We start from the raw sequence: 18,801 nt of genomic DNA, 5'->3' as shown, positions 1-18,801 counted from the left end.
AAGTAGCGCGGGGGATCCGCCTGCTGCACGAGCGGCGTCACTCCCCGGCGGTATCACACCGCTGGCCACGCCCGGCTATCACAACCGGCCGGGTGTGGCCCGCCGGCTTTCAGCCTTTGTAGATATTCTCATAGACGAAGTTGGTGGCTTCCACAAAGCCCTCCACACTGCCGCAGTCGAAGCGGCGGCCCTTGAACTTATAGGCCAGCACACAGCCATTTTTGGCCTGGGTCAGCAGGGCATCGGTCAGCTGCACCTCGCCGTTCTTGCCGGGAGGGGTATTTTCGATAATATCGAAGATGTCCGGCGTGAGGATGTAGCGACCGATAATGGCCAGATTACTGGGGGCGTCTTCGAGCTTGGGCTTCTCCACCATATCGGTCACTTGGTAGAGCCCGTCCTTGATCTGCTCACCCTGGATAACGCCAAACTTGTGGATCAGCTCATCGGGCACTTCCTGGATGGCCACAATGCTGCAGCGGAACTGCTTGAACAGCTTGACCATCTGCGCCATAACGCCCTCGCCCTCTTCACCGGGCAGACACAGGTCATCGGACAACACCACGCCAAAGGGTTCATCACCTACCAGCCGCTTGCCATTGAGGATCGCATCCCCAAGACCGCGCATTTCCACCTGGCGGGTGATGGAAAAGGACGCCTTCTGCATCACATTGCGGATGGACGCCAGTGACTCCTCTTTGCTGGTGCCGGAGATCTGGTGCTCCAGCTCATAATTGACGTCGAAATGATCAACGATAGCCCGCTTGCCACGACCGGTGATCAGGCCGATATCCACCAATCCGGCCTCGATGGCCTCCTCCACCCCGTACTGAACCAGGGGCTTGTTAACGATGGGCAGCATCTCTTTGGGCATGGCCTTGGTGGCAGGCAGAAAACGGGTGCCGTAGCCGGCAACGGGGAACAAACACTTTTTAATCATGAATCCAGATCCTTGCTTTATTTTGGTGCGTGATCCTGCGCAACAATCGAGCGGCGGTAGCGCTCACCCTAATCCTAGCGCAAGATTACTACAACTCTGGTGCAATTTATCGGCCAACAGGGAAACTTTGCCTCGCCCAATCCGGAGGCAAACCCGCCATTACGTTGCACCAACTTCATTCAGGCCCAGGAATGGCGATCAATCGACGTTGGTCAGGCTGGACATGGTGCCCGCAGGCGGTAGAATGGTGCCCTTTTTGCAAGTGGCCAGTGGCCGGCTTGCCCATCAGTGTTTTAAGGTCGAAATCTATGGATTTATCCACCCGCAAGAATGCCTATAGCCGCGATGAACTGCTGGAGTGTGGCCACGGCCGCATGTTCGGCGAGGGCAACGCCCAGCTCCCTATTCCCAATATGCTGATGCTGGACCGCATTACCCACATCAGTGCCGAGGGCGGCGAATTCGGTAAAGGCGAGATCGTTGCCGAGCTGGATATCTCTCCGGACCTGTGGTTTTTCGACTGCCACTTCCCCGGCGACCCGGTAATGCCGGGTTGTCTCGGCCTGGATGCCATGTGGCAGCTGGTGGGCTTTTTCCTCGCATGGAAAGGCAATGAGGGCAAGGGCCGGGCACTGGGCTCCGGCGAGGTGAAATTCACCGGCCAGATACTTCCAACTGCCAAGAAAGTAACCTACCGTATAAACCTGAAGCGAGTGATTGAGCGCAAGCTGATTATGGGTATTGCCGATGGTACTGTGAGCGTCGACGGACGCGAGATCTACCTCGCCCGCGACCTGCGTGTAGGGCTTTTCCAAAGCACCGACAACTTCTGAGCGTCGTACTGACGGCTGCAACTACAACATATACAGCAACAGAGGACTACTATGAAACGAGTCGTGGTGACTGGAATGGGCATTGTCTCCTGCCTCGGTAACAACAAGGGCGCGGTACTGGACGCCCTCAAAACCGGGCGTTCAGGTATTAAATACAAAGAGGAGTACAAGGAGATGGGCTTCCGCAGCCAGGTAGCTGGCAGCGTCGACCTGGATCCGGCGGAATTCATCGACCGCAAGACCCTCCGTTTCATGGGCGAGGCCGCGGCCTACGCCTATATCGCCATGGGCGAAGCCATTACCGATTCCGGCCTCAGCGAGGAGCAGGTCTCCAACGAGCGCACCGGCATTATCATGGGCTCCGGCGGCGCCTCCTCCAAGAATTTGGTGGAATCAGCCGACATCCTGCGGGAAAAGGGCATCAAACGAGTGGGCCCCTACCGGGTTACCCAGACCATGGGCAGCACCACCTCCGCCTGTCTGGCAACCCCTTACAAGATCAAGGGCGTCAACTACACCATCTCCTCCGCCTGCGCCTCCAGCGCCCACTGTGTGGGCAACGCCATGGAGCTGATCCAGCTGGGCAAGCAGGACGTGGTTTTTGCCGGCGGCGGCGAAGAGGAGCACTGGACCCTGACCGCCCTGTTTGATGCCATGGGCGCGCTCTCCACCAAGTACAACGACACTCCGGACAAGGCCTCACGCGCCTATGACGCCGATCGTGACGGCTTTGTGATCGCCGGCGGCGGCGGTTGCCTGGTACTGGAAGAGCTGGAGCACGCCAAGGCACGCGGCGCCAAGATCTACGCTGAAGTGGTTGGCTACGGCGCCACCTCCGACGGCTACGACATGGTTGCCCCGTCCGGTGAAGGCGCGGCCCGCTGCATGCGCCAGGCTATGCAGAGCCTGGATGGCAGCCTCGACTACATCAATGCCCACGGCACCAGCACCCCGGTCGGCGACATGGCCGAGCTGAAAGCGATCGCTGAAGTGTTCGGCGACAAGACGCCGCCCATCAGCTCAACCAAATCCCTCACCGGCCACTCCCTTGGCGCCACCGGCGTACAGGAAGCCATCTACAGCCTGATCATGATGGAGCACAACTTCATCGCCGCCTCCGCCAACATCGACAACCTCGATGAAAAAGCGGCAGGTATGCACATCGTGCAGCAGACTCAGGAAAACGTGGAACTGAACCGCGTCATGTCCAACAGCTTCGGCTTCGGCGGCACCAACGCCAGCCTGGTGTTTGAGCGCTTCAAGGGCTGATCGCCTGAACTGCCGGCGGCCCTCTCCGCCGGCAGCCTCCTCCTACCAAAGCATTAAAATCCGGGTTTAACCCCTCCCATTTTGACGAGTCCGTCACAAGGCTGGCACCGTGAGCCGTTGCGCCTGTTGAACACGCTTTTTATATTGATAACGGGCAGGAAGCCCACACACAACAATAAAAGCCTCAGGCTCGATACTGACAAGCAAAGGATGCTGAGCAATGACGCACTTAACATACCCCTCTGCACTACCGTCCACCCAACCGGAAAAAGAACCACTACTCCACCTGCCCATACTGCTGTTCAGCCCCGCACGCAGTATCGACAACATCTTGCTGAGCCGCGAGATCCAGGCGCGACTGGAGTGCGGCAGCGACATTACCGCCGCCCTGCCCCTCACTGACAGTGCGCTGGTACTGATCGACTGCCGGGAAGTCTCCGCAGCCAATATCCAGTTCTGGTTCAACCAGCTGAGCGCAGACGGACACAAGGCACCGCCCTGTGCACTGATTAACTGCAGTAGAAATAGCGACCATGAACGCCTGATCGAATGGCCCCAGCTGCGCGGCATCTTCTCCCGCAACACCGCCGGCACCCTGTTTTACCAGGGGTTACAGCATATTCGCGAGGGAGATCTGTGGTTTTGCCGGCGACTCTGTCAGGACTTTCTGCGGCGGCGGCGCTACGCCCCCTCACACAATGTACTGCACAACCCCGGGCTGCACTTCACCCAGCGGGAGCAACAGATGCTACACGGCATTTACGCCGGGCTGACCAACGGGGCAATAGCAATACAGATGGGATTGAGCGAACACACGGTAAAGAGCCATATGTACAATCTCTTCCGCAAGATCGGTGTCAAATCGAGGCTGGAGGTGAGTAACTGGCTCAGGGACTGCTACCCCTTCATTACCCGCAGGCAGAGCTGCAGCGATGGCTAGGCTTCGGCCTGCAGCCTTTTTTGCAACTGCAGCCAGGAGCGCACCTGTGCGGTCAGTCCCTGCCGCCAGCTGCGCGCCTGATAACCGAAATTGTCACGACAGCGTCGCACCGTAAGGACGGAGCTGTCCGGCTCCTGCTGCGTCTCCAGCTGCGCCGTTGACAGCTGCTGCAGCTGCCACTGGCGGCGCAACTCACCTTCCCGCTCCAGTACATCCGCCAGTGCCTCCACAAACTCGGCAGAGGTGCAGGTGTCACTGGAGGCCAGGTGGAAGACCCCCCAGTTGTCAGCCCCGCACAGCAACTGATTCACCATGCCCAGCAACACCCAGCCAACTTCCATGGTGCTTACCGGTGCCCCGCGGCGCTGGTGAGTGACCTGCAATTCCGGCCCGGTGGTACTCAGCTGCCCCAACAACGAGGAAAAGATGGAGTCTCCCAGGGTGTCAATAACCCAGCTCAGGCGCAGGCAAACCAGACGCTGCAACTGATCCGACAACAGGGATTCTGCCTGCAGGAAAGCCTCACCGGCAGTGCTCAGGGGCGAGGGCACATCCTCTTCGTCATAGCTGGACTTGTTCTCGCCGCCGAATACCCGGTAGCTGGAGATGTGCATGACAATGCAACCGGTCTCGCTGGCCGCCTTCGCCACCACCCCGGCAACCGTCACCAGGGCGCGTTGATCCTCCACCGTAGGTTCTTCGCTCCAACCGAAGGTATTGATGATCACTGCCACATCGTGACGGCGGATGTAATCCACCAGCGCAGCAGCATCCGCTGCCTGCAGGTCGAGCTTGCTGCGGGTCGGTGTCAGCACCGAGTAGGGAGAGTGTTCAAAGGCACTGTAGATGGCCTGCCCAAGGGAGGAGAAGGCATCGGTTATAAGAATTTTACTGGCCACTCAACATTAACCGCGCGAGGAACACCGGAATTGTGGCGACCCGCAGAACGCCGGTCGCCGGTTTTGATGAAACAGCTTCCGTCAGAACGGAATATCGTCGTCGAAATTATCAAAGCCTTGCGGACCCTGAGGCGCTGGAGCCTGCTGGGGAGCCTGGCGCTGCGGCTGGGCATAAGACTGCTGGGGCGCGGGCGCCTGAGCGCCGCCCATCGGCGCGCGGGCGGGCGCCTGGTTCATACCTGGGTTACCCATGGCAGCAGGCTGCTGGGGGGCGTACTGCTGTCCGGCTGGCGCGTAACCACCGCCCTGACCCATACCGGCGTCACCACGACTGTCGAGCATCTGCATATCGCCGGCCACAATCTCGGTGGTGTAACGGTCCTGGCCACTCTGGTCCTGCCACTTGCGGGTACGCAGGGAACCCTCGATATAGACCTTGGAGCCCTTGCGCAGGTATTCGCCGGCGATCTCCGCCAGGCGATTGAAGAACACGACACGGTGCCACTCGGTACGCTCCTGTGGCTGGCCGGTCTGCTTGTCTTTCCACTGCTCGGAGGTGGCAATACTGACATTGGTCACAGCACCGCCACTGGGCATGTACTTCATTTCCGGGTCCTGCCCCACGTTACCAACCAATATCACTTTATTAACGCCACGCGCCATATCCTGCCTCTCCTGGTATATGCAAAACGGGTTGGCCGGCCAACCACCTGCCACCCGCTAAAAGTACTGAAATCTGTATGCCTGACTGCCGTTGGCGTCACGCCAGATATAAAGGTCGATGCTACACCAGCAACCGGATGACAACCACCCCCGAAAAAGGTTGGAGCACGGAAGTGGTGTGTATCAGACGGCCTCGGCGGCCCAGTCGATGCTGGCCGCACTTTCCGGATGGAAGTGGCGGGGATCCACCTTCAGGTAGGCGGCACACTCCTCGCGGATCAGCACTACCTCTACGACCCCGGGCAGTGCCGCCAGCCGCGCCGATGCAAACGGCATGGCGGCTGCGGTCAGCGGCACCTGCACACTGGCAAGGTGACGTGGCGGCGGCATAAAACTGGCCAGCAACCACCAGCAGGCGATCAAACCGGCACCCACCAGCCACACGGTACTACCGCCATAATGCTGCTGCAGCCAGCCGCCACAGGCACCTCCGGCAAAGGCCCCCAGAAACTGCCAGGTGGCGTAAATCCCGGAGGCGGTACCCTTGCCGCCGGCTGGCGCCATTTTGCTCATCAGCGATGGCAGGGTGGCTTCCAACAGGTTAAATCCAATAAAGAATGTAAAGAGCAACAGGAGGAACAGTACCGGCTGCTGCCAGTGGGACATGCCTGCCAGGCTCAAGCCCAACAGGGCTATGGCGCCCAGGAACACCGGCTTCATCTTCTGGCGCTTCTCGGCAATGATGATGAACGGCACCATGGCTATAAACGCCAGCAACAGCAGCGGCAGGTAGACCATCCAGTGATCGGTACGGGCGATGCCAATCGAACTCTCCAGAATCCCGGGCAACACCAGAAAGCAGGCCATCAGCACAAAATGCAGCGTGAATATGCCCACATTCAGGCGCAGCAGTTCACGATTCAGCAGCGTGGAAACAAACAGCTGCGGCACCGCACCCGCCTCCCGGTGGCCACCGGCGGCACCCACCGGGCTCGGCACCAGGCGCAGGAGGATCCAGAGACCGGCCAGCGCCAGTCCGGCGGTTGCCCAGAACAGCAGCGGCAAACCACCGAAGCCGGCCAGCAGCGGGCCCAGTACCAGCGCCACCGAAAAGGAGATACCAATGGAAGCCCCGATGCTGGCCATGGCCTTGGTACGGCTGGCGTCATTGGTGAGATCCGCCACCAGCGCCATGATGGCACTGGCAATGGCACCGCCACCCTGCAGGCAGCGACCAAGAATCAACCCGTAGACACTGTCAGCGGTAGCCGCCACCACCGATCCGGCGGCGAAGATCAGCAACCCCAGCGCGATAATGGGCTTGCGCCCCAGACGGTCGGAAAGCATGCCGAAGGGGATCTGCAGCAGTGCTTGGCTGAACCCGTAGGCTCCCAGCGCCAGCCCCAACAGCGCCGGCGTGGCACCTTCGTAATCCCCGCCATAGAGGACCAGTACCGGCAGCACCATGAACAGGCCCAACATGCGAAACGCATAAAGACTGGCCAGCGACACCACGGCACGCCGCTCAAAGGATGGGGAAAAACCGCTCACAGATACTTCCAAAGCCTGAAGAAAGGGCGACATTCTACCGGATTTTTACCGCAGATGCGTTTTCCGCGGCCACCAAACCACAGCCGGATTGCGAGCCCGCGGACAAAATAGTAATATATGTTACTTTAATTATTGTTACGGAATATTCAGGCATGCCATCACAGCCACCCCCGGCAGGCTTTCCCACACTGGTAGCCAATATTCACCGCTTTTTCAGTGCCACCCTGTTCCGCAACCTGCGCGCTGACGGTATCAGCCTCACCCCCTCCCAGTGGCGGGTTATCGCTCACCTGAACCACGGCAATGGCCCCACCCAGTCGGAGTTGGCGGAGCGCCTGCTGATGGAGAAAGCCCCCCTCGGCACACTGCTGGACAAGCTGGAGCAGAACGGCCTGGTTGAGCGCCGGGCAGACGAGCGGGATCGCCGGGTACGGCGGGTCTATATGACACCGGCAGCCGCGCCGCTGTTGCCTATTATTGAGCAGCAGGCCCTGCAGTTGCGGCAGCAGTGTGTCGATGGGCTGACGCCCGGGGAAGTGGAAACACTGACCAACCTGCTGGACCGGGTACAAAACAACCTGCTGGGTATTCGCCAGCAGCTGTCGGCACCCGCCTCCGACAGCAGCGATTGAGCACAGCCGGCGCGCCCGGCACCCACACCTGACACCCATGCTAATTGGCCGAGGTACTCCATTGGCACTTTTTGACACTGCGTCTCACTGGCTCGCCAAAGGCAACCAGGAGTCCATTGAATCCCTGTTTCAGCGCTACGGCGAGCGCTACCGCCTGCTGGCCATTGCCGCGGTCGGCGCCGGCACCATCGCGGTGATGCTGCTCTCCACCATCGTCAATGTGGCCATCCCGCCCATCATGACGGCGTTTGGCATATCCCAGAGTGAAGCCCAATGGCTGGCCACCGGTTATCTCGCCAGCGCCACCGTAAGCATGCTGATGTCCGGCTGGTGCCTGCGCCGTTTCGGCACCCGCGACACCTTTATCATGTCCAGCCTGGTGGTATTGGTCAGCTCCGCCGTGTGCGGTGCCAGCCCCAATGCCGGCATCCTGATTGCTGCCCGTATCGTCCAGGGGCTGGCCTACGGCTTTTTCCTGCCGGTGGCCATGTATGTGATGACACGGGTTTTCCCGGCCGAGCGACAGGGTTTCGCCATGGGCATCTTCGGTATCCTGGCGGTATTCGGCCCGGCCGTAGGCCCCTACTTTGGCGGCATTGCCGTGGAGCACCTGGGCTGGCGCTCGGTGTTTTTCCTGCCCCTGCCGCTGTCGCTGATCAGCCTGCCGCTGGCGCTGCTCTACCTGCCGGGCCCGGACAAGAACGAAAAGGTGGGCCGCCTGGACTGGACCGGCCTGATCTGGCTGAGCCTGGCGGTCTCCCTGCTGCTGCTCATGTTTAACAGCGGCTCACGCCAGGGCTGGCAGCACTGGTCAACGCTGACCTGCCTGGCCGGCTCGCTGGTTACCGCCACCCTGTTCTACCTGCGGCAACGCCATACCGACAGCCCGTTGATGGACCTGGGGCTGTTCCAGAACCGCAACTTCTGTGTCGCCGGCGGCATTACCTTCCTCTACGGCGGCGCGCTGTTTGGCGGCATGTACCTGATCCCCCTGTTCCTGCAGACCGCCATGGGCATGAGCCCCATCGACGCAGGCCTGGCGCTGCTGCCGGCAGGCATCATCCTGGGACTGGCATTTCCGGTGTGCGGCAACCTGAGTGACAAACTGCCGCCACACTGGATGATCCTCAGTGGCATGCTGCTGCTGGGCATCTCGTTCTACATCATGAAGTGGGCCGACAGTACCACGGCGCTGGTGACTATCTGCTGGTGGCTGGTATTGGGACGCATTGGTATGGCAGTGGCCATGCCCGCCCTGAGCATGTCTGCCTTTACCACACTGGAGCAACAGCAGCTCACCCACGGCTCCGCCACCATCAACTTTACCCGCCAGGTGGGGGGCGCCTTCGGGGTCAACCTCACCAGTGTATTCCTGGATTACCGGCTGGACCTGCACACAGCCACAGGGGTGGCGCAACCGCTGACCGAGGCCTTCCACGATACCTTTATCGCCAGCGGTGTACTGATATTGGCCACCATGCTCCCCAGCCTGCTGCTGAAACCCCGCAAACGGCAAAGGAAAACCGCCGCCCGATAGTCGCCTCAGCGCTCCGCCAGCAGCATCAGGTTGCGGGGCGTCAGCTCCCGGGGACAGAACTCCAGCAGGGACACCCGGGCACCGCTCTCCTGCAGGTAGAGCGCCCGGTCCAGCAGCAGCCACAACTCCAGCGGCCGCCGGAACAGCTGCTGCACCAGCTCCCAGCGCTGCAATTTGCGATAGCGTTCCGCACCGCGCTGCAGCCACAGTTCAGCATCCACCCCGCCCGTGACCGGTACGTGCCGGCGGGCCGCCATCAGTCGCAGGTAATCCGTAAACTCGCCCTTTAACAGGCTGTAGGGAACACTGGGCACCGGCAGATAGACATCCCAACCGCGCTGCTCCCGCTGCCACTCGTCAAATGCCATACGCCACACCATCTCCGTGTGACGGCGCTGACGCTGCCCCTCACCGGCCGTCACGGTCTCCCGCTGCGGCAGGCTCAGATCCACCCGTCGCAACCGCACCTGCGCCTGCCGCGCCGCCGCCGACAACCCGACATAAAGACTGTCCGCCGTCAGGTGGTAGCAACAGGGCACCAGCCCCAAACGCAGGCTGTCACTGCTGCACCAGTGCTGTAACAGGGCCCGGTGCAGGTCACCGCAGGCGTGCAACGCCACCGCCTGGGGATGCAGGGCCAACAACTCACCGCTGGCCGCCTGCAGGGCATCGCCACAGACAAACTGCTGCTGCAGCCCGTGGCGCTGCGCCAGCTGTTGCCCCTCCCCACAGAGGGCTTCCTGCCACTCCAGGCTGGTGACCGCACAGCCACACTGCTGCGCCAACAGGCGCCCCAGGTGCCCCTTGCCGGCACACCACTCCAGCAGTGGCTCGCTGCCGCCCTGCCAGGCGGCGGCAAAATGCTGCAGCTGCTGCCACTTGCGCCCGGGCACCCCCACCTCCAACCGGGCTGACGGGGATGGCAGGGAATGATTGCAGGCCGGGACCCGCTCCAGCTCTGACAGCAGGGCCAGCTCCGGCAACCAGGGGTGCAACCAGGCCTGCAGCTCCCCGGGCTGCGCCTGCAGGTTCGACAGTTCTTCATCCGACAACCGCTCCAGCGCCTCAGCCAGGTCCGGCGCAGCCTGTCGCCAGGGGCAGTGCCGGGAATGGAACAGCTGCGGCTGCCACCAGCGCGCAGTCTGTGCCAGCACCCGGTCCAACTGCCGGAATCGGTCATCAAGATCGGACAACACCCGCTCTCCCCTGCTCTGGGCCCCGGGCCTGTCGCCAGACAGACCCCACAAAAAAGCCCGGTGATTACCGGGCTTTTGCACTGCTCAGGCGCCTGACGGCGCCATCTGTCACAGCCTCAAAGGCGCAAGACCTTATCGCCGCGGGCGATGCCGGAAACACCGGTGCGTACCACCTCCAGAATCACCGCATCACCGACTGCCTGCACAAAGGCATCCAGCTTGTCGCTGGTGCCGGTTACCTGCACAGTGTAGACCGAGCTGGTGACATCGATGATCTGGGCGCGGAAGATATCCACACAACGCTTGATCTCGGCGCGCTGGGAGCCCACCGCCTTCAGCTTGATCAGCATCAGCTCACGCTCGATGTGCTGGCCCTCGGTCAGGTCCACCAGTTTCACCACATCAATCAGCTTGTTGAGGTTCTTGGTGATCTGCTCGATCTTGTGATCGTCGCCGATGGTGGTCAGCGTCAGGCGCGACAGGGTCGCGTCTTCGGTGGGCGCCACGGTGAGTGACTCAATGTTGTAGCCGCGCTGGGAGAACAGACCCACAACCCGCGACAAAGCTCCGGCCTCATTCTCCATGAGTACAGAAATAATATGTCTCATTGTCAGGTGCGCTCCGTCTTGCTTAACCACATATCCCGCATGGAACCGTCCGGCGCAACCTGCATGGGGTAAACGTGCTCGGATGGGTCAACATGAATGTTGATAAAGACTGTCTTGTCTTTCTTCGCCATGGCTTCCGCCAGCTTCGGCTTCAGCTCATCCTTGGTGTAGATCTCCACACCCTCGTGACCGTAGGCTTCCATCAGCTTGCAGAAATCCGGCAGCGAATCTTCGTAGTGGATCTGCGAGTAGCGGCTGTCGTACACCATGTCCTGCCACTGCTTCACCATGCCCAGGGCCTGGTTATTAAGACAGACGATCTTCACCGGCAGGCCGTACTGGCGCAGGGTGGAGAGCTCCTGGATACACATCTGGATGGAACCCTCACCGGTAACAACCACGATATCCTTGTCACGGATGGCGCAGGCCACACCCATGGCCGCCGGCAGGCCAAAGCCCATGGTGCCGAGACCACCAGAGTTAACCCACTGACGCGGACGGTTGAAGAGGTAGTACTGGGCCGCAAACATCTGGTGCTGGCCTACGTCGGAACAGACCACCGCATCACCATTGGTGACTTCGTACAGCGCCTTGATGGCGTCCTGCGGCATGATCATGTCGCCTTCGGTGTTGTAACGCGAAGCCGTGTAGATACCGTGACGCTCACGCCACTCGTTGATCTGCTTCCACCAGGAGGCCAGGGCTTTCTCGTCCGGCTTCTGTTTGGACTCTTTCAGCAGCTCCAGCATCTCTGCCAGTACGCTGTCCACGGCGCCCACGATAGGCACATCGGCAGCGATGGTCTTGGAGATGGAGGCCGGATCAATATCGATATGAATGATCTTGGCGTTGGGGCAGAACTTGCCCGGGGTGTTAGTCACCCGGTCATCAAAACGCGCACCAATGGCCAGGATCAGGTCACTGTGGTGCATCGCCGTGTTGGCCTCAAAGGTGCCATGCATACCCAGCATGCCAATAAACTGCTTGTCGTTACCGGGAAACGCGCCCAACCCCATCAGGGTGTTGGTCACCGGGAAGTTCAGTTTGTGGGCCAGTTCAGTGAGCTGTTCGCTGGCATTGCCCAGCACCACACCGCCACCGGAGTAGATCACCGGGCGCTTGGCCTTCAGCAGCATCTCTACGGCCTTTTTGATCTGGCCGGTGTGACCCTTGCTGATGGGCGTATAGGAGCGCAGCTTGACCTTCTTCGGCGGGTCGTAAGGAAACTTCTCCGCCGGATTCACGGTACTCTTGGGCACGTCAACCACCACCGGGCCGGGACGGCCGGTATTGGCGATGTAGTAGGCCTTTTTGATAATGGCCGGAATCTCGGAGGCGTGCTTGACCATAAAGCTGTGCTTTACGATCGGACGCGAGATACCCACCATGTCGGTCTCCTGGAAGGCATCCTCACCGATTTTCTCGGCAGGCACCTGGCCGGAGATCACCACCATGGGGATGGAATCCGTAAACGCCGTGGCGATACCGGTAATGGCATTGGTGGCACCGGGACCGGAGGTCACCAGTACCGTGCCTACCTTGCCGGTAGCGCGGGTATAGCCGTCTGCCGCGTGGGCGGCACACTGCTCGTGTCGAACCAGAATGTGCGTAATCTTGTCCTGCTGGAACAGCGCATCGTAAATATGCAGCGCCGCACCGCCGGGATAACCGAAGATCAGATCAACACCTTCTTCCTGGAGGGAGCGAATTAACATTTCGCCGCCGGAAAGCATTTCCACCTGTGTTCCCCTTAACTCAATAATGTGACTGCCAAACCCCAAAAGGGGGAGGACCGATCCACGTCAGACCGTGGCCGGGCTCAATGACAAAATGGCTAAAGTTTGCCCGAATACACCGCCTGTGGGATAACTCTGCGGCGCAGCGGGCTGGCCGCGTTGGTGGACGCGCCCAGGCTAACGGGATGGTTCTGCAAGCGGATAGCTTGCGGAGGTAGATGCCTGCACCACGTAATTTGTTCATGGGTGCAGACCAATAACCGAGGGTACGGTAGCAATCTACGGGCCATCTAGTGAAGAGCGGCATTGTCGCAATCCAACCCCCGTCAAGTCAAGGCACTGCGCGGGTTTTACACCGTTTGCAGCCTTTTACTGCTCCGGCCGCAGCCCGCTGGTGATGGCGATGAGAACAAGTCGTTGGAAGCCACCGGTTTCTCCGGCAATAATAGCGACACAAAGCCTCGTGAGGATGATAACAATCATGGAACAGAAACGTCCCTTCGCCGCCCTCCCCCTGCTGGTCGCAGCCACCTGTCTGGTGCTCGGCTTCAGTGCCCAGGCGGGGCAGGAATTTTACAAGTGGAAAGACAAGAACGGGGTCACACACTACAGCGCCACCCCTCCCAAATCGGAAACCGAAGATACGGAAACCGTACGCACCACTAACCTGAACCCGGGTGGTGACGAGGACGACAACGAGGAAGACGGGCAGAGCGAGGAGAGCACTGCCAGCAACAGTGCTGACAGCAAAGCCGATGGTGACCAGCCACCCAAGGATGCAGCGGCCTGCGAATCCGCCCGCAAAAACCTGGACACCCTGGGATCATCCCCCCGTATCCGTATACCGGACGGCGACAGCTATCGCTACCTGACTCCCAACGAGATTCAGGAGCAGAAAACGGCCAACCAGCAGATCGTCGACCTCAACTGCTGATTTTCGGCAACGGGAGTTACAGCAGGTCCCCCAGACGCACATCCCCCCCTTTATGAGCCACCTGCGCCAGCAACAGCTGGGCGGTGGCCAGGGCATCGCTCAAGGCGTTGTGCACGGTTCCCGGCGGCAGTCCATAACGGGAACAGCAAGTGCTGAGGCGCAAGGTATTGCGCACCAACGGCACATGCTTGTGCTCCAGGGTGCGCTTCTCAATGGCCATGGTGTCCACCACCGGCATCAACAGCGGCAGGCGGAAACTGCGCCAGCAGGCGCGATTCAGAAAGGCCATATCCAGCGGCGCATGGTGAAACACCAGTACCCGCCCGCAGGCGGCCTGCAGCAGCTCCAGCAGTGCCTCGGCCTCGGTCATTCCCTCTTCCAGCTCACAATCGCGCAACTGATGCACCGTGGCACTCTCACCCACTCCCTTTTCCGGGCGGATGAGGATATGGCGGGCTGACTGCAGCGGCACCCGTCCGTCGCGGATCACCACCCACCCCAGGCTCAGCAACTCCGAATCTTTTACCTGCAGGCCCGAGGTCTCCGCATCCACCACCAGAAACTCCTGCTCCCGCCAGGGGGTACGGCTTTTCAGGGGTGACTTGCGCCAGATGTCATGCAGCAACTCCGCCCGCTGCTCCTGCGGACGGTTGCGGCTCTTGCGCAGCAACTCCCAGTAGGCCCTGCGCACCTCCAGTGAAAATCCCCGCGGCATGGAATCAGAGCCCCGGGCGGTAACGCAGTCGCACTGTCTGCTGGGCGTCCTTGACCACGCCAAAGGCATCGCGCAACTGCTTGCGCACCAGTTTCGACAGTTCGTCAGGGTTGAGATAGTTGCTGGTTCGCTGTCCCGCCACCAGCTGCTGGGCCTGGGCCTCCAGCCGGGTCTGCATGATCACCTGCAGCGCATCCTGCAGGTTGCGGCTGTCACTAATGCTCATACTGCGGGACTCCGCCAGCGCCTTGAGGCGGGCGAAGGTATTCACCTGTGGCAAGCCGTTGGCCAGGGCGTGAATACGCACGATATCGACAATGGGAATCACCGCCCGCTTCTTCAGGTTCAGCTGGTCGCGGTGCTCACCATCGTGCTCCACCACAAAGCGCCGGAAGATACCCAGCGGCGGCGGCGAATCGAGCACGTTTTCCGCCAGCGCGGCGAGGAAGATGGAGTTGCCTCTGGTGCGCTGCAACATATGCTGCTGCAACTGCAAGCCCAGCTGTTCATCGCCATACACAGGTCGGATATCAAAAAAGATGGAAACCCGCATCAAGGCGTCGGCCGTGGGACTGCGAGACCAGCGATCCACGGTTTCACGCCAGTTGCGCAGCGGCTGACGCCATTCGTCCGTAGTGGCCATAATGCCGCCTGGGCAATAGATGTAACCGCACTCGTCGAGGCCGTCGCACACCCGCTTCGACAACTGTCGATACCACTCCAGGTCCTGCTCGCGGACACTGTCGGCAATCACCAGGGCGTTGTCCTGATCACCACCCAGCAACTGCTCCTCCCGCCCCTGGGAACCAAAGCCCAGCCAGCAGTAGGGGGCTGGCGGCGGCCCCAGCTCCTCTTCCGCCAGGCGGATAAGGCGAATGGTCACTGCATCGCTGATGGCGGTCAGCATATGGCTCACCTGGTGCACCCGTGTACCGGCCTCGGCCCACTGGATCAGCAGGTCGGGAATCGCCGACAGAATGCCCTTGATCTCGGCCGCACTGCGTTTGCGCCCCAGGTGCTGCACCATGTGCACAGGATCGTTACGACGCGCCAGCATCAGGTCTGAAGAGGTGAGAATCCCCAGCACCTTGCCCGTGCAGCAATCTGACTCCCCGGCCGCATCGGGATTGCGGTCCGCCACCGGAATGTGGTGATAGCCCTTCTGCGTCATAAACAGGGTGGCGTCGAACAGGGTAGCGTCGCTGCAGAGGGTTTCCGGCGCAGCCGTCATGATGTCGGCAATGGGGCGCGACATATCGATGGCTTCTGCCACCGCACGGGAACGCAGGTCGCGGTCGGTAACAATTCCCCTTAGCGCCTCCCCCTCCATTACCAGCACCGATGACACCCGGTGCTCGGTCATGCGCTGGGCTGTGAACTGGATGGATTGGTTGGGGCTCACCGTAATCAAACGCTGGCTCATGATGTCGCGAATACCGCGCGTCATCTCAGAGGAAGCATCTTCCCGTCTTGCCGCCCGTCGTACCCGGCGGCTGCGCTGGCTGTGGAAGAAGCGATCAAACTCGCGATGCTCCTTGCGCAGCTCCTGATAGCGGGCCTCGGGCACCAGATAGATCAGCGAGTCCTCGATAAGGGTGGCGCGGATGTCGGGCTGCTCCTGCGCCAGCCCGCGCAGGTTAAACGACACCGCCTCACCGAAACGATCCACCAGCTGACCACTCTCGGTACGCAGTTCGGCAGCGCCACTGCGTACGATACGCAGGCCACCATCGTCATCCGGTTTGAACACATGGCCGCGGCGGAAGTAAGTCACTTCCAGCGAGGGCAGGATAGCATCCAGCTCCCTGTCGCTCAGTTGGTCGAACGGAATGCACTGTGTCAGGAACTCGCGAATCGCATTCAGTTCGGGATTGTGCCTGGTCTCTTCGTTCACCCGCTTCACTCCAGCCAGAGAAAGTCCACGCGTGGCGTGTCAGTGTTCCGCCTCCCGGCGAAAATCCTTACCAAAGACAGTGGCATACTCGGTAAACAGCAGTGGCGCCTCGCCGTAATACCAGGCCTGGTTCACAGCAACGGCCACGCGCACTTCTGCACCGCTGGCCTGTGGGGGTAATTGCAACTGCCACACCAGACCCTCGGGATCATCTGCACGCATGGGCTGTGGCGGATTGCTGCCGTCACTGCTCACTTGTGAAATCAGCGCGGCGTCCAGCGGGAAGACAGATTCCAGACGTAACTGCAGGTTGCCACCGGCGGCACCGGAAGCCGTCAGAGTTAGTTTAAAGTCGCCATTTTTCATCACGCACTGGCCACTCTGGTAACGGCAATTGGGTAGTGCCACCAGCTCATAGTGCCCACCCGCCTTGGCGGCGTGTGGTTTCTCCGACACCATGGAATCCACCATGAAGTAGCCGAGTACGGCGAGGATGGGAGTTACGATCAGGGCGACCACGACATGTTTGTTTGTCAGGATGCTCAACAGACACCTCTCATTATTCTGACAAGGAAGATAAGCGTTTAACGACTGGCTTATCACGGATTAACAATGATCACTATGCTGGCAGTGCAGCAACGCGGTCAACTCACAACGGTTCATTTTTAACAGGCAGACACACAAAAGGCCCCCGCAGGGGCCTCTGTGTGGAGTCAGGGTAAATCAGTGCCCGTGGGCATCTGCCACACCGGTTGGAACACGAATATGTTCAACCAGTTCCTGAACTTCCTGTGGCGGCTGCTGGGTGGCCAGGGACACACCGTAGGCTACCGCAAAGTTCACGATCGCACCGATGGTACCAAAGGCGTTAGGCTCGATACCCAGGAACCAGTTGGGGCTCATGCTGCCGAGGTACTCCGTACCGGGGATAAACATGATGCCTTTGTGCTGGAACACGTACAGCAGGGTTACGGCAATACCCGCCACCATACCGGCGATAGCACCCTCTTTGTTCACACGCTTACTGAAGATACCCATCATCAGTACCGGGAAGATAGAGGAAGCAGCCAGGCCGAAGGCCAGCGCCACCGTACCTGCGGCAAAGTCAGGCGGGTTGTATCCCAGATAGCCCGCTCCACAAATGGCCAGCGCCATGGCAATCCGGGATGCGGTCAACTCCGTTTTCTCGCTGATCTGCGGTGCAAATACCCCTTTCAGCAAGTCGTGGGAGATGGCCGAGGAGATCGCCAGCAGCAGACCTGCAGCGGTAGAGAGTGCAGCAGCCAGACCACCGGCGGCCACCAGCGCAATTACCCAGTTTGGCAGGCGGGCAATTTCGGGGTTGGCCAGCACCATGATGTCGTTATCCACTTTCACCATCTCGTTGGTAGCGGCATCGGCGGTGTACTGGATACGACCGTCACCGTTCTTGTCTTCGTACTGCAACAGACCGGTTTTCTCCCAGTTTTTGAACCACTGTGGACGCTCATCGTAGGTGATGTGCTTGCCGGAAGCCGGCTCAATGGTGTTGATCAGGTTCAGGCGAGCCATACCAGCCACCGCAGGTGCAGTGGTGTAGAGGATGGCAATAAACACCAGCGCCCAACCGGCGGAAGAACGGGCATCCTTCACTTTAGGCACAGTGAAGAAGCGAATAATCACGTGCGGCAGACCGGCAGTACCAATCATCAGCGACAGGGTGTAGACGAACATGTTGGTCATGCTCAGTCGCGGCGTTGTGGTGTACTCGGCCCAGCCCAGCTCCGTCACCACCTGATCGAGTCTATCCAGCAGATAGGTGTCGGTGCCCGTCAACGTACTACCCAGGCCCAGCTGCGGCAGTGGATTGCCGGTCAGGTTGAGGGAGATAAAGATTGCCGGGATGGTGTAGGCAAAGATCAATACACAGTACTGGGCGATCTGGGTGTAGGTAATCCCCTTCATACCACCGAGTACGGCGTAGAAGAACACGATCACCATACCCACCAGCAGGCCGGTTTCGTAGCTCACTTCCAGGAAGCGGGAGAAGGCCACGCCCACACCTTTCATCTGGCCGATAACGTAGGTTACAGAACAGATGATCAGGCAGATTACAGCCACGATACGCGCCGTACGGGAGTAGAAGCGGTCACCGATAAACTCCGGCACGGTAAACTTGCCGTACTTGCGCAGGTAAGGTGCCAGCAGCATGGCCAGGATAACGTAACCACCTGTCCAGCCCATCAGGAACACGGAACCGCCGTAGCCCATAAAGGCGATCAGGCCGGCCATGGAGATGAAGGAAGCTGCAGACATCCAGTCAGCCGCCGTCGCCATACCGTTGGAGATGGGGTGTACACCGCCGCCCGCGACGTAGAAGTCCTTGGTGGAACCGGCACGCGCCCAGAAGGCGATACCGAGATAGAGTGCGAATGAGAGACCTACAACGATGTAGGTCATTGTTTTCAGATCCAT

Annotated in this window: 17 protein-coding genes; 6 read left to right on the top strand and 11 right to left on the bottom strand. The window is 60.3% G+C overall.

Features of this window, described 5'->3' with window-relative positions:
* Positions 1-109: 109 nt before the first annotated feature.
* Positions 110-940: a UTP--glucose-1-phosphate uridylyltransferase GalU gene (gene galU / locus GSF27_RS14660; RefSeq protein WP_160970458.1), complete on the bottom strand. Its 831-nt coding sequence runs from the start codon at positions 938-940 to the stop codon at positions 110-112.
* A gap of 308 nt (positions 941-1,248) precedes the next feature.
* Here galU and fabA point away from each other — a divergent pair, with 308 nt between their 5' ends.
* The 3 genes from fabA (at position 1,249) to GSF27_RS14645 (ending at position 3,982) form a co-directional block, all read left to right on the top strand.
* On the top strand, positions 1,249-1,773 hold the full coding sequence (gene fabA / locus GSF27_RS14655; RefSeq protein WP_160970456.1) for a 3-hydroxyacyl-[acyl-carrier-protein] dehydratase FabA: 525 nt from the start codon (positions 1,249-1,251) through the stop codon (positions 1,771-1,773).
* A 51-nt stretch (positions 1,774-1,824) separates the two neighbouring features.
* On the top strand, positions 1,825-3,042 hold the full coding sequence (gene fabB, locus GSF27_RS14650) for a beta-ketoacyl-ACP synthase I (RefSeq protein WP_160970454.1): 1,218 nt from the start codon (positions 1,825-1,827) through the stop codon (positions 3,040-3,042).
* 220 nt (positions 3,043-3,262) lie between these two features.
* Positions 3,263-3,982, top strand: a complete 720-nt coding sequence (locus GSF27_RS14645; protein WP_160970452.1) for a LuxR C-terminal-related transcriptional regulator — start codon at positions 3,263-3,265, stop codon at positions 3,980-3,982.
* On the opposite strand, the gene GSF27_RS14640 is transcribed toward GSF27_RS14645, so the two are convergent.
* From GSF27_RS14640 to GSF27_RS14630, 3 genes are all read right to left on the bottom strand, one after another.
* Complete coding sequence (locus GSF27_RS14640; RefSeq protein WP_160970450.1) at positions 3,979-4,881, bottom strand: sugar nucleotide-binding protein; 903 nt, start codon at positions 4,879-4,881, stop codon at positions 3,979-3,981. The genes GSF27_RS14645 and GSF27_RS14640 overlap by 4 nt on opposite strands.
* 81 nt (positions 4,882-4,962) lie before the next feature.
* Positions 4,963-5,544 carry a single-stranded DNA-binding protein gene (gene ssb / locus GSF27_RS14635; RefSeq protein ID WP_160970448.1) on the bottom strand — a complete coding sequence of 194 codons (582 nt, stop codon included), beginning with the start codon at positions 5,542-5,544 and terminating at the stop codon, positions 4,963-4,965.
* Between the two features lie 183 nt (positions 5,545-5,727).
* A complete protein-coding gene (locus GSF27_RS14630) occupies positions 5,728-7,095 on the bottom strand; it encodes an MFS transporter (protein ID WP_370462614.1) in 1,368 nt (455 codons plus the stop codon).
* Between the two features lie 152 nt (positions 7,096-7,247).
* On the opposite strand from GSF27_RS14630, the gene GSF27_RS14625 reads away from it, so the two are divergent.
* Together GSF27_RS14625 and GSF27_RS14620 are read left to right on the top strand one after the other, a co-directional pair.
* Positions 7,248-7,727, top strand: coding sequence for a MarR family winged helix-turn-helix transcriptional regulator (locus GSF27_RS14625; protein ID WP_160970444.1), 480 nt, complete (start codon positions 7,248-7,250; stop codon positions 7,725-7,727).
* 61 nt (positions 7,728-7,788) lie between these two features.
* A complete protein-coding gene (locus GSF27_RS14620) occupies positions 7,789-9,264 on the top strand; it encodes an MDR family MFS transporter (protein WP_160970442.1) in 1,476 nt (491 codons plus the stop codon).
* 5 nt (positions 9,265-9,269) lie between these two features.
* On the opposite strand, the gene GSF27_RS14615 is transcribed toward GSF27_RS14620, so the two are convergent.
* The 3 genes from GSF27_RS14615 to GSF27_RS14605 form a co-directional block, all read right to left on the bottom strand.
* Positions 9,270-10,457, bottom strand: a complete 1,188-nt coding sequence (locus GSF27_RS14615) for a methyltransferase (protein WP_160970440.1) — start codon at positions 10,455-10,457, stop codon at positions 9,270-9,272.
* Positions 10,458-10,576: 119 nt separating this feature from the next.
* Positions 10,577-11,068 carry an acetolactate synthase small subunit gene (gene ilvN, locus GSF27_RS14610; RefSeq protein WP_160970438.1) on the bottom strand — a complete coding sequence of 164 codons (492 nt, stop codon included), beginning with the start codon at positions 11,066-11,068 and terminating at the stop codon, positions 10,577-10,579.
* 2 nt (positions 11,069-11,070) lie between these two features.
* Complete coding sequence (locus tag GSF27_RS14605) at positions 11,071-12,807, bottom strand: acetolactate synthase 3 large subunit (RefSeq protein WP_160970425.1); 1,737 nt, start codon at positions 12,805-12,807, stop codon at positions 11,071-11,073.
* Positions 12,808-13,285: 478 nt separating this feature from the next.
* Here GSF27_RS14605 and GSF27_RS14600 point away from each other — a divergent pair, with 478 nt between their 5' ends.
* Positions 13,286-13,738: a DUF4124 domain-containing protein gene (locus GSF27_RS14600; protein ID WP_160970423.1), complete on the top strand. Its 453-nt coding sequence runs from the start codon at positions 13,286-13,288 to the stop codon at positions 13,736-13,738.
* Between the two features lie 16 nt (positions 13,739-13,754).
* On the opposite strand, the gene GSF27_RS14595 is transcribed toward GSF27_RS14600, so the two are convergent.
* From GSF27_RS14595 to GSF27_RS14580, 4 genes are all read right to left on the bottom strand, one after another.
* Positions 13,755-14,453 carry a 3'-5' exonuclease gene (locus tag GSF27_RS14595; RefSeq protein ID WP_160970421.1) on the bottom strand — a complete coding sequence of 233 codons (699 nt, stop codon included), beginning with the start codon at positions 14,451-14,453 and terminating at the stop codon, positions 13,755-13,757.
* 4 nt (positions 14,454-14,457) lie between these two features.
* On the bottom strand, positions 14,458-16,347 hold the full coding sequence (locus GSF27_RS14590) for a DUF294 nucleotidyltransferase-like domain-containing protein (RefSeq protein WP_160970419.1): 1,890 nt from the start codon (positions 16,345-16,347) through the stop codon (positions 14,458-14,460).
* A 39-nt stretch (positions 16,348-16,386) separates the two neighbouring features.
* Positions 16,387-16,893, bottom strand: coding sequence for a hypothetical protein (locus tag GSF27_RS14585; RefSeq protein ID WP_160970417.1), 507 nt, complete (start codon positions 16,891-16,893; stop codon positions 16,387-16,389).
* 177 nt (positions 16,894-17,070) lie between these two features.
* Positions 17,071-18,801, bottom strand: coding sequence for a sodium:solute symporter family protein (locus tag GSF27_RS14580; RefSeq protein ID WP_160970415.1), 1,731 nt, complete (start codon positions 18,799-18,801; stop codon positions 17,071-17,073).

The sequence above is a fragment of the Pseudomaricurvus sp. HS19 genome (genome assembly GCF_009857815.1).
GTDB lineage: Bacteria > Pseudomonadota > Gammaproteobacteria > Pseudomonadales > Cellvibrionaceae > Pseudomaricurvus.
The sequence above is the reverse complement of the archived record's forward strand: the minus strand, read 5'-3'. Positions and strand labels throughout refer to the sequence as shown.

Coding starts and splice junctions, on each gene's coding strand:
- galU (WP_160970458.1), bottom strand. CDS start 940: ATGATTAAAAAGTGTTTGTTCCCCGTTGCCGGCTACGGCACCCGTTTT.
- fabA (WP_160970456.1), top strand. CDS start 1,249: ATGGATTTATCCACCCGCAAGAATGCCTATAGCCGCGATGAACTGCTG.
- fabB (WP_160970454.1), top strand. CDS start 1,825: ATGAAACGAGTCGTGGTGACTGGAATGGGCATTGTCTCCTGCCTCGGT.
- GSF27_RS14645 (WP_160970452.1), top strand. CDS start 3,263: ATGACGCACTTAACATACCCCTCTGCACTACCGTCCACCCAACCGGAA.
- ssb (WP_160970448.1), bottom strand. CDS start 5,544: ATGGCGCGTGGCGTTAATAAAGTGATATTGGTTGGTAACGTGGGGCAG.
- GSF27_RS14625 (WP_160970444.1), top strand. CDS start 7,248: ATGCCATCACAGCCACCCCCGGCAGGCTTTCCCACACTGGTAGCCAAT.
- ilvN (WP_160970438.1), bottom strand. CDS start 11,068: ATGAGACATATTATTTCTGTACTCATGGAGAATGAGGCCGGAGCTTTG.
- GSF27_RS14600 (WP_160970423.1), top strand. CDS start 13,286: ATGGAACAGAAACGTCCCTTCGCCGCCCTCCCCCTGCTGGTCGCAGCC.
- GSF27_RS14595 (WP_160970421.1), bottom strand. CDS start 14,453: ATGCCGCGGGGATTTTCACTGGAGGTGCGCAGGGCCTACTGGGAGTTG.
- GSF27_RS14580 (WP_160970415.1), bottom strand. CDS start 18,801: ATGGATCTGAAAACAATGACCTACATCGTTGTAGGTCTCTCATTCGCA.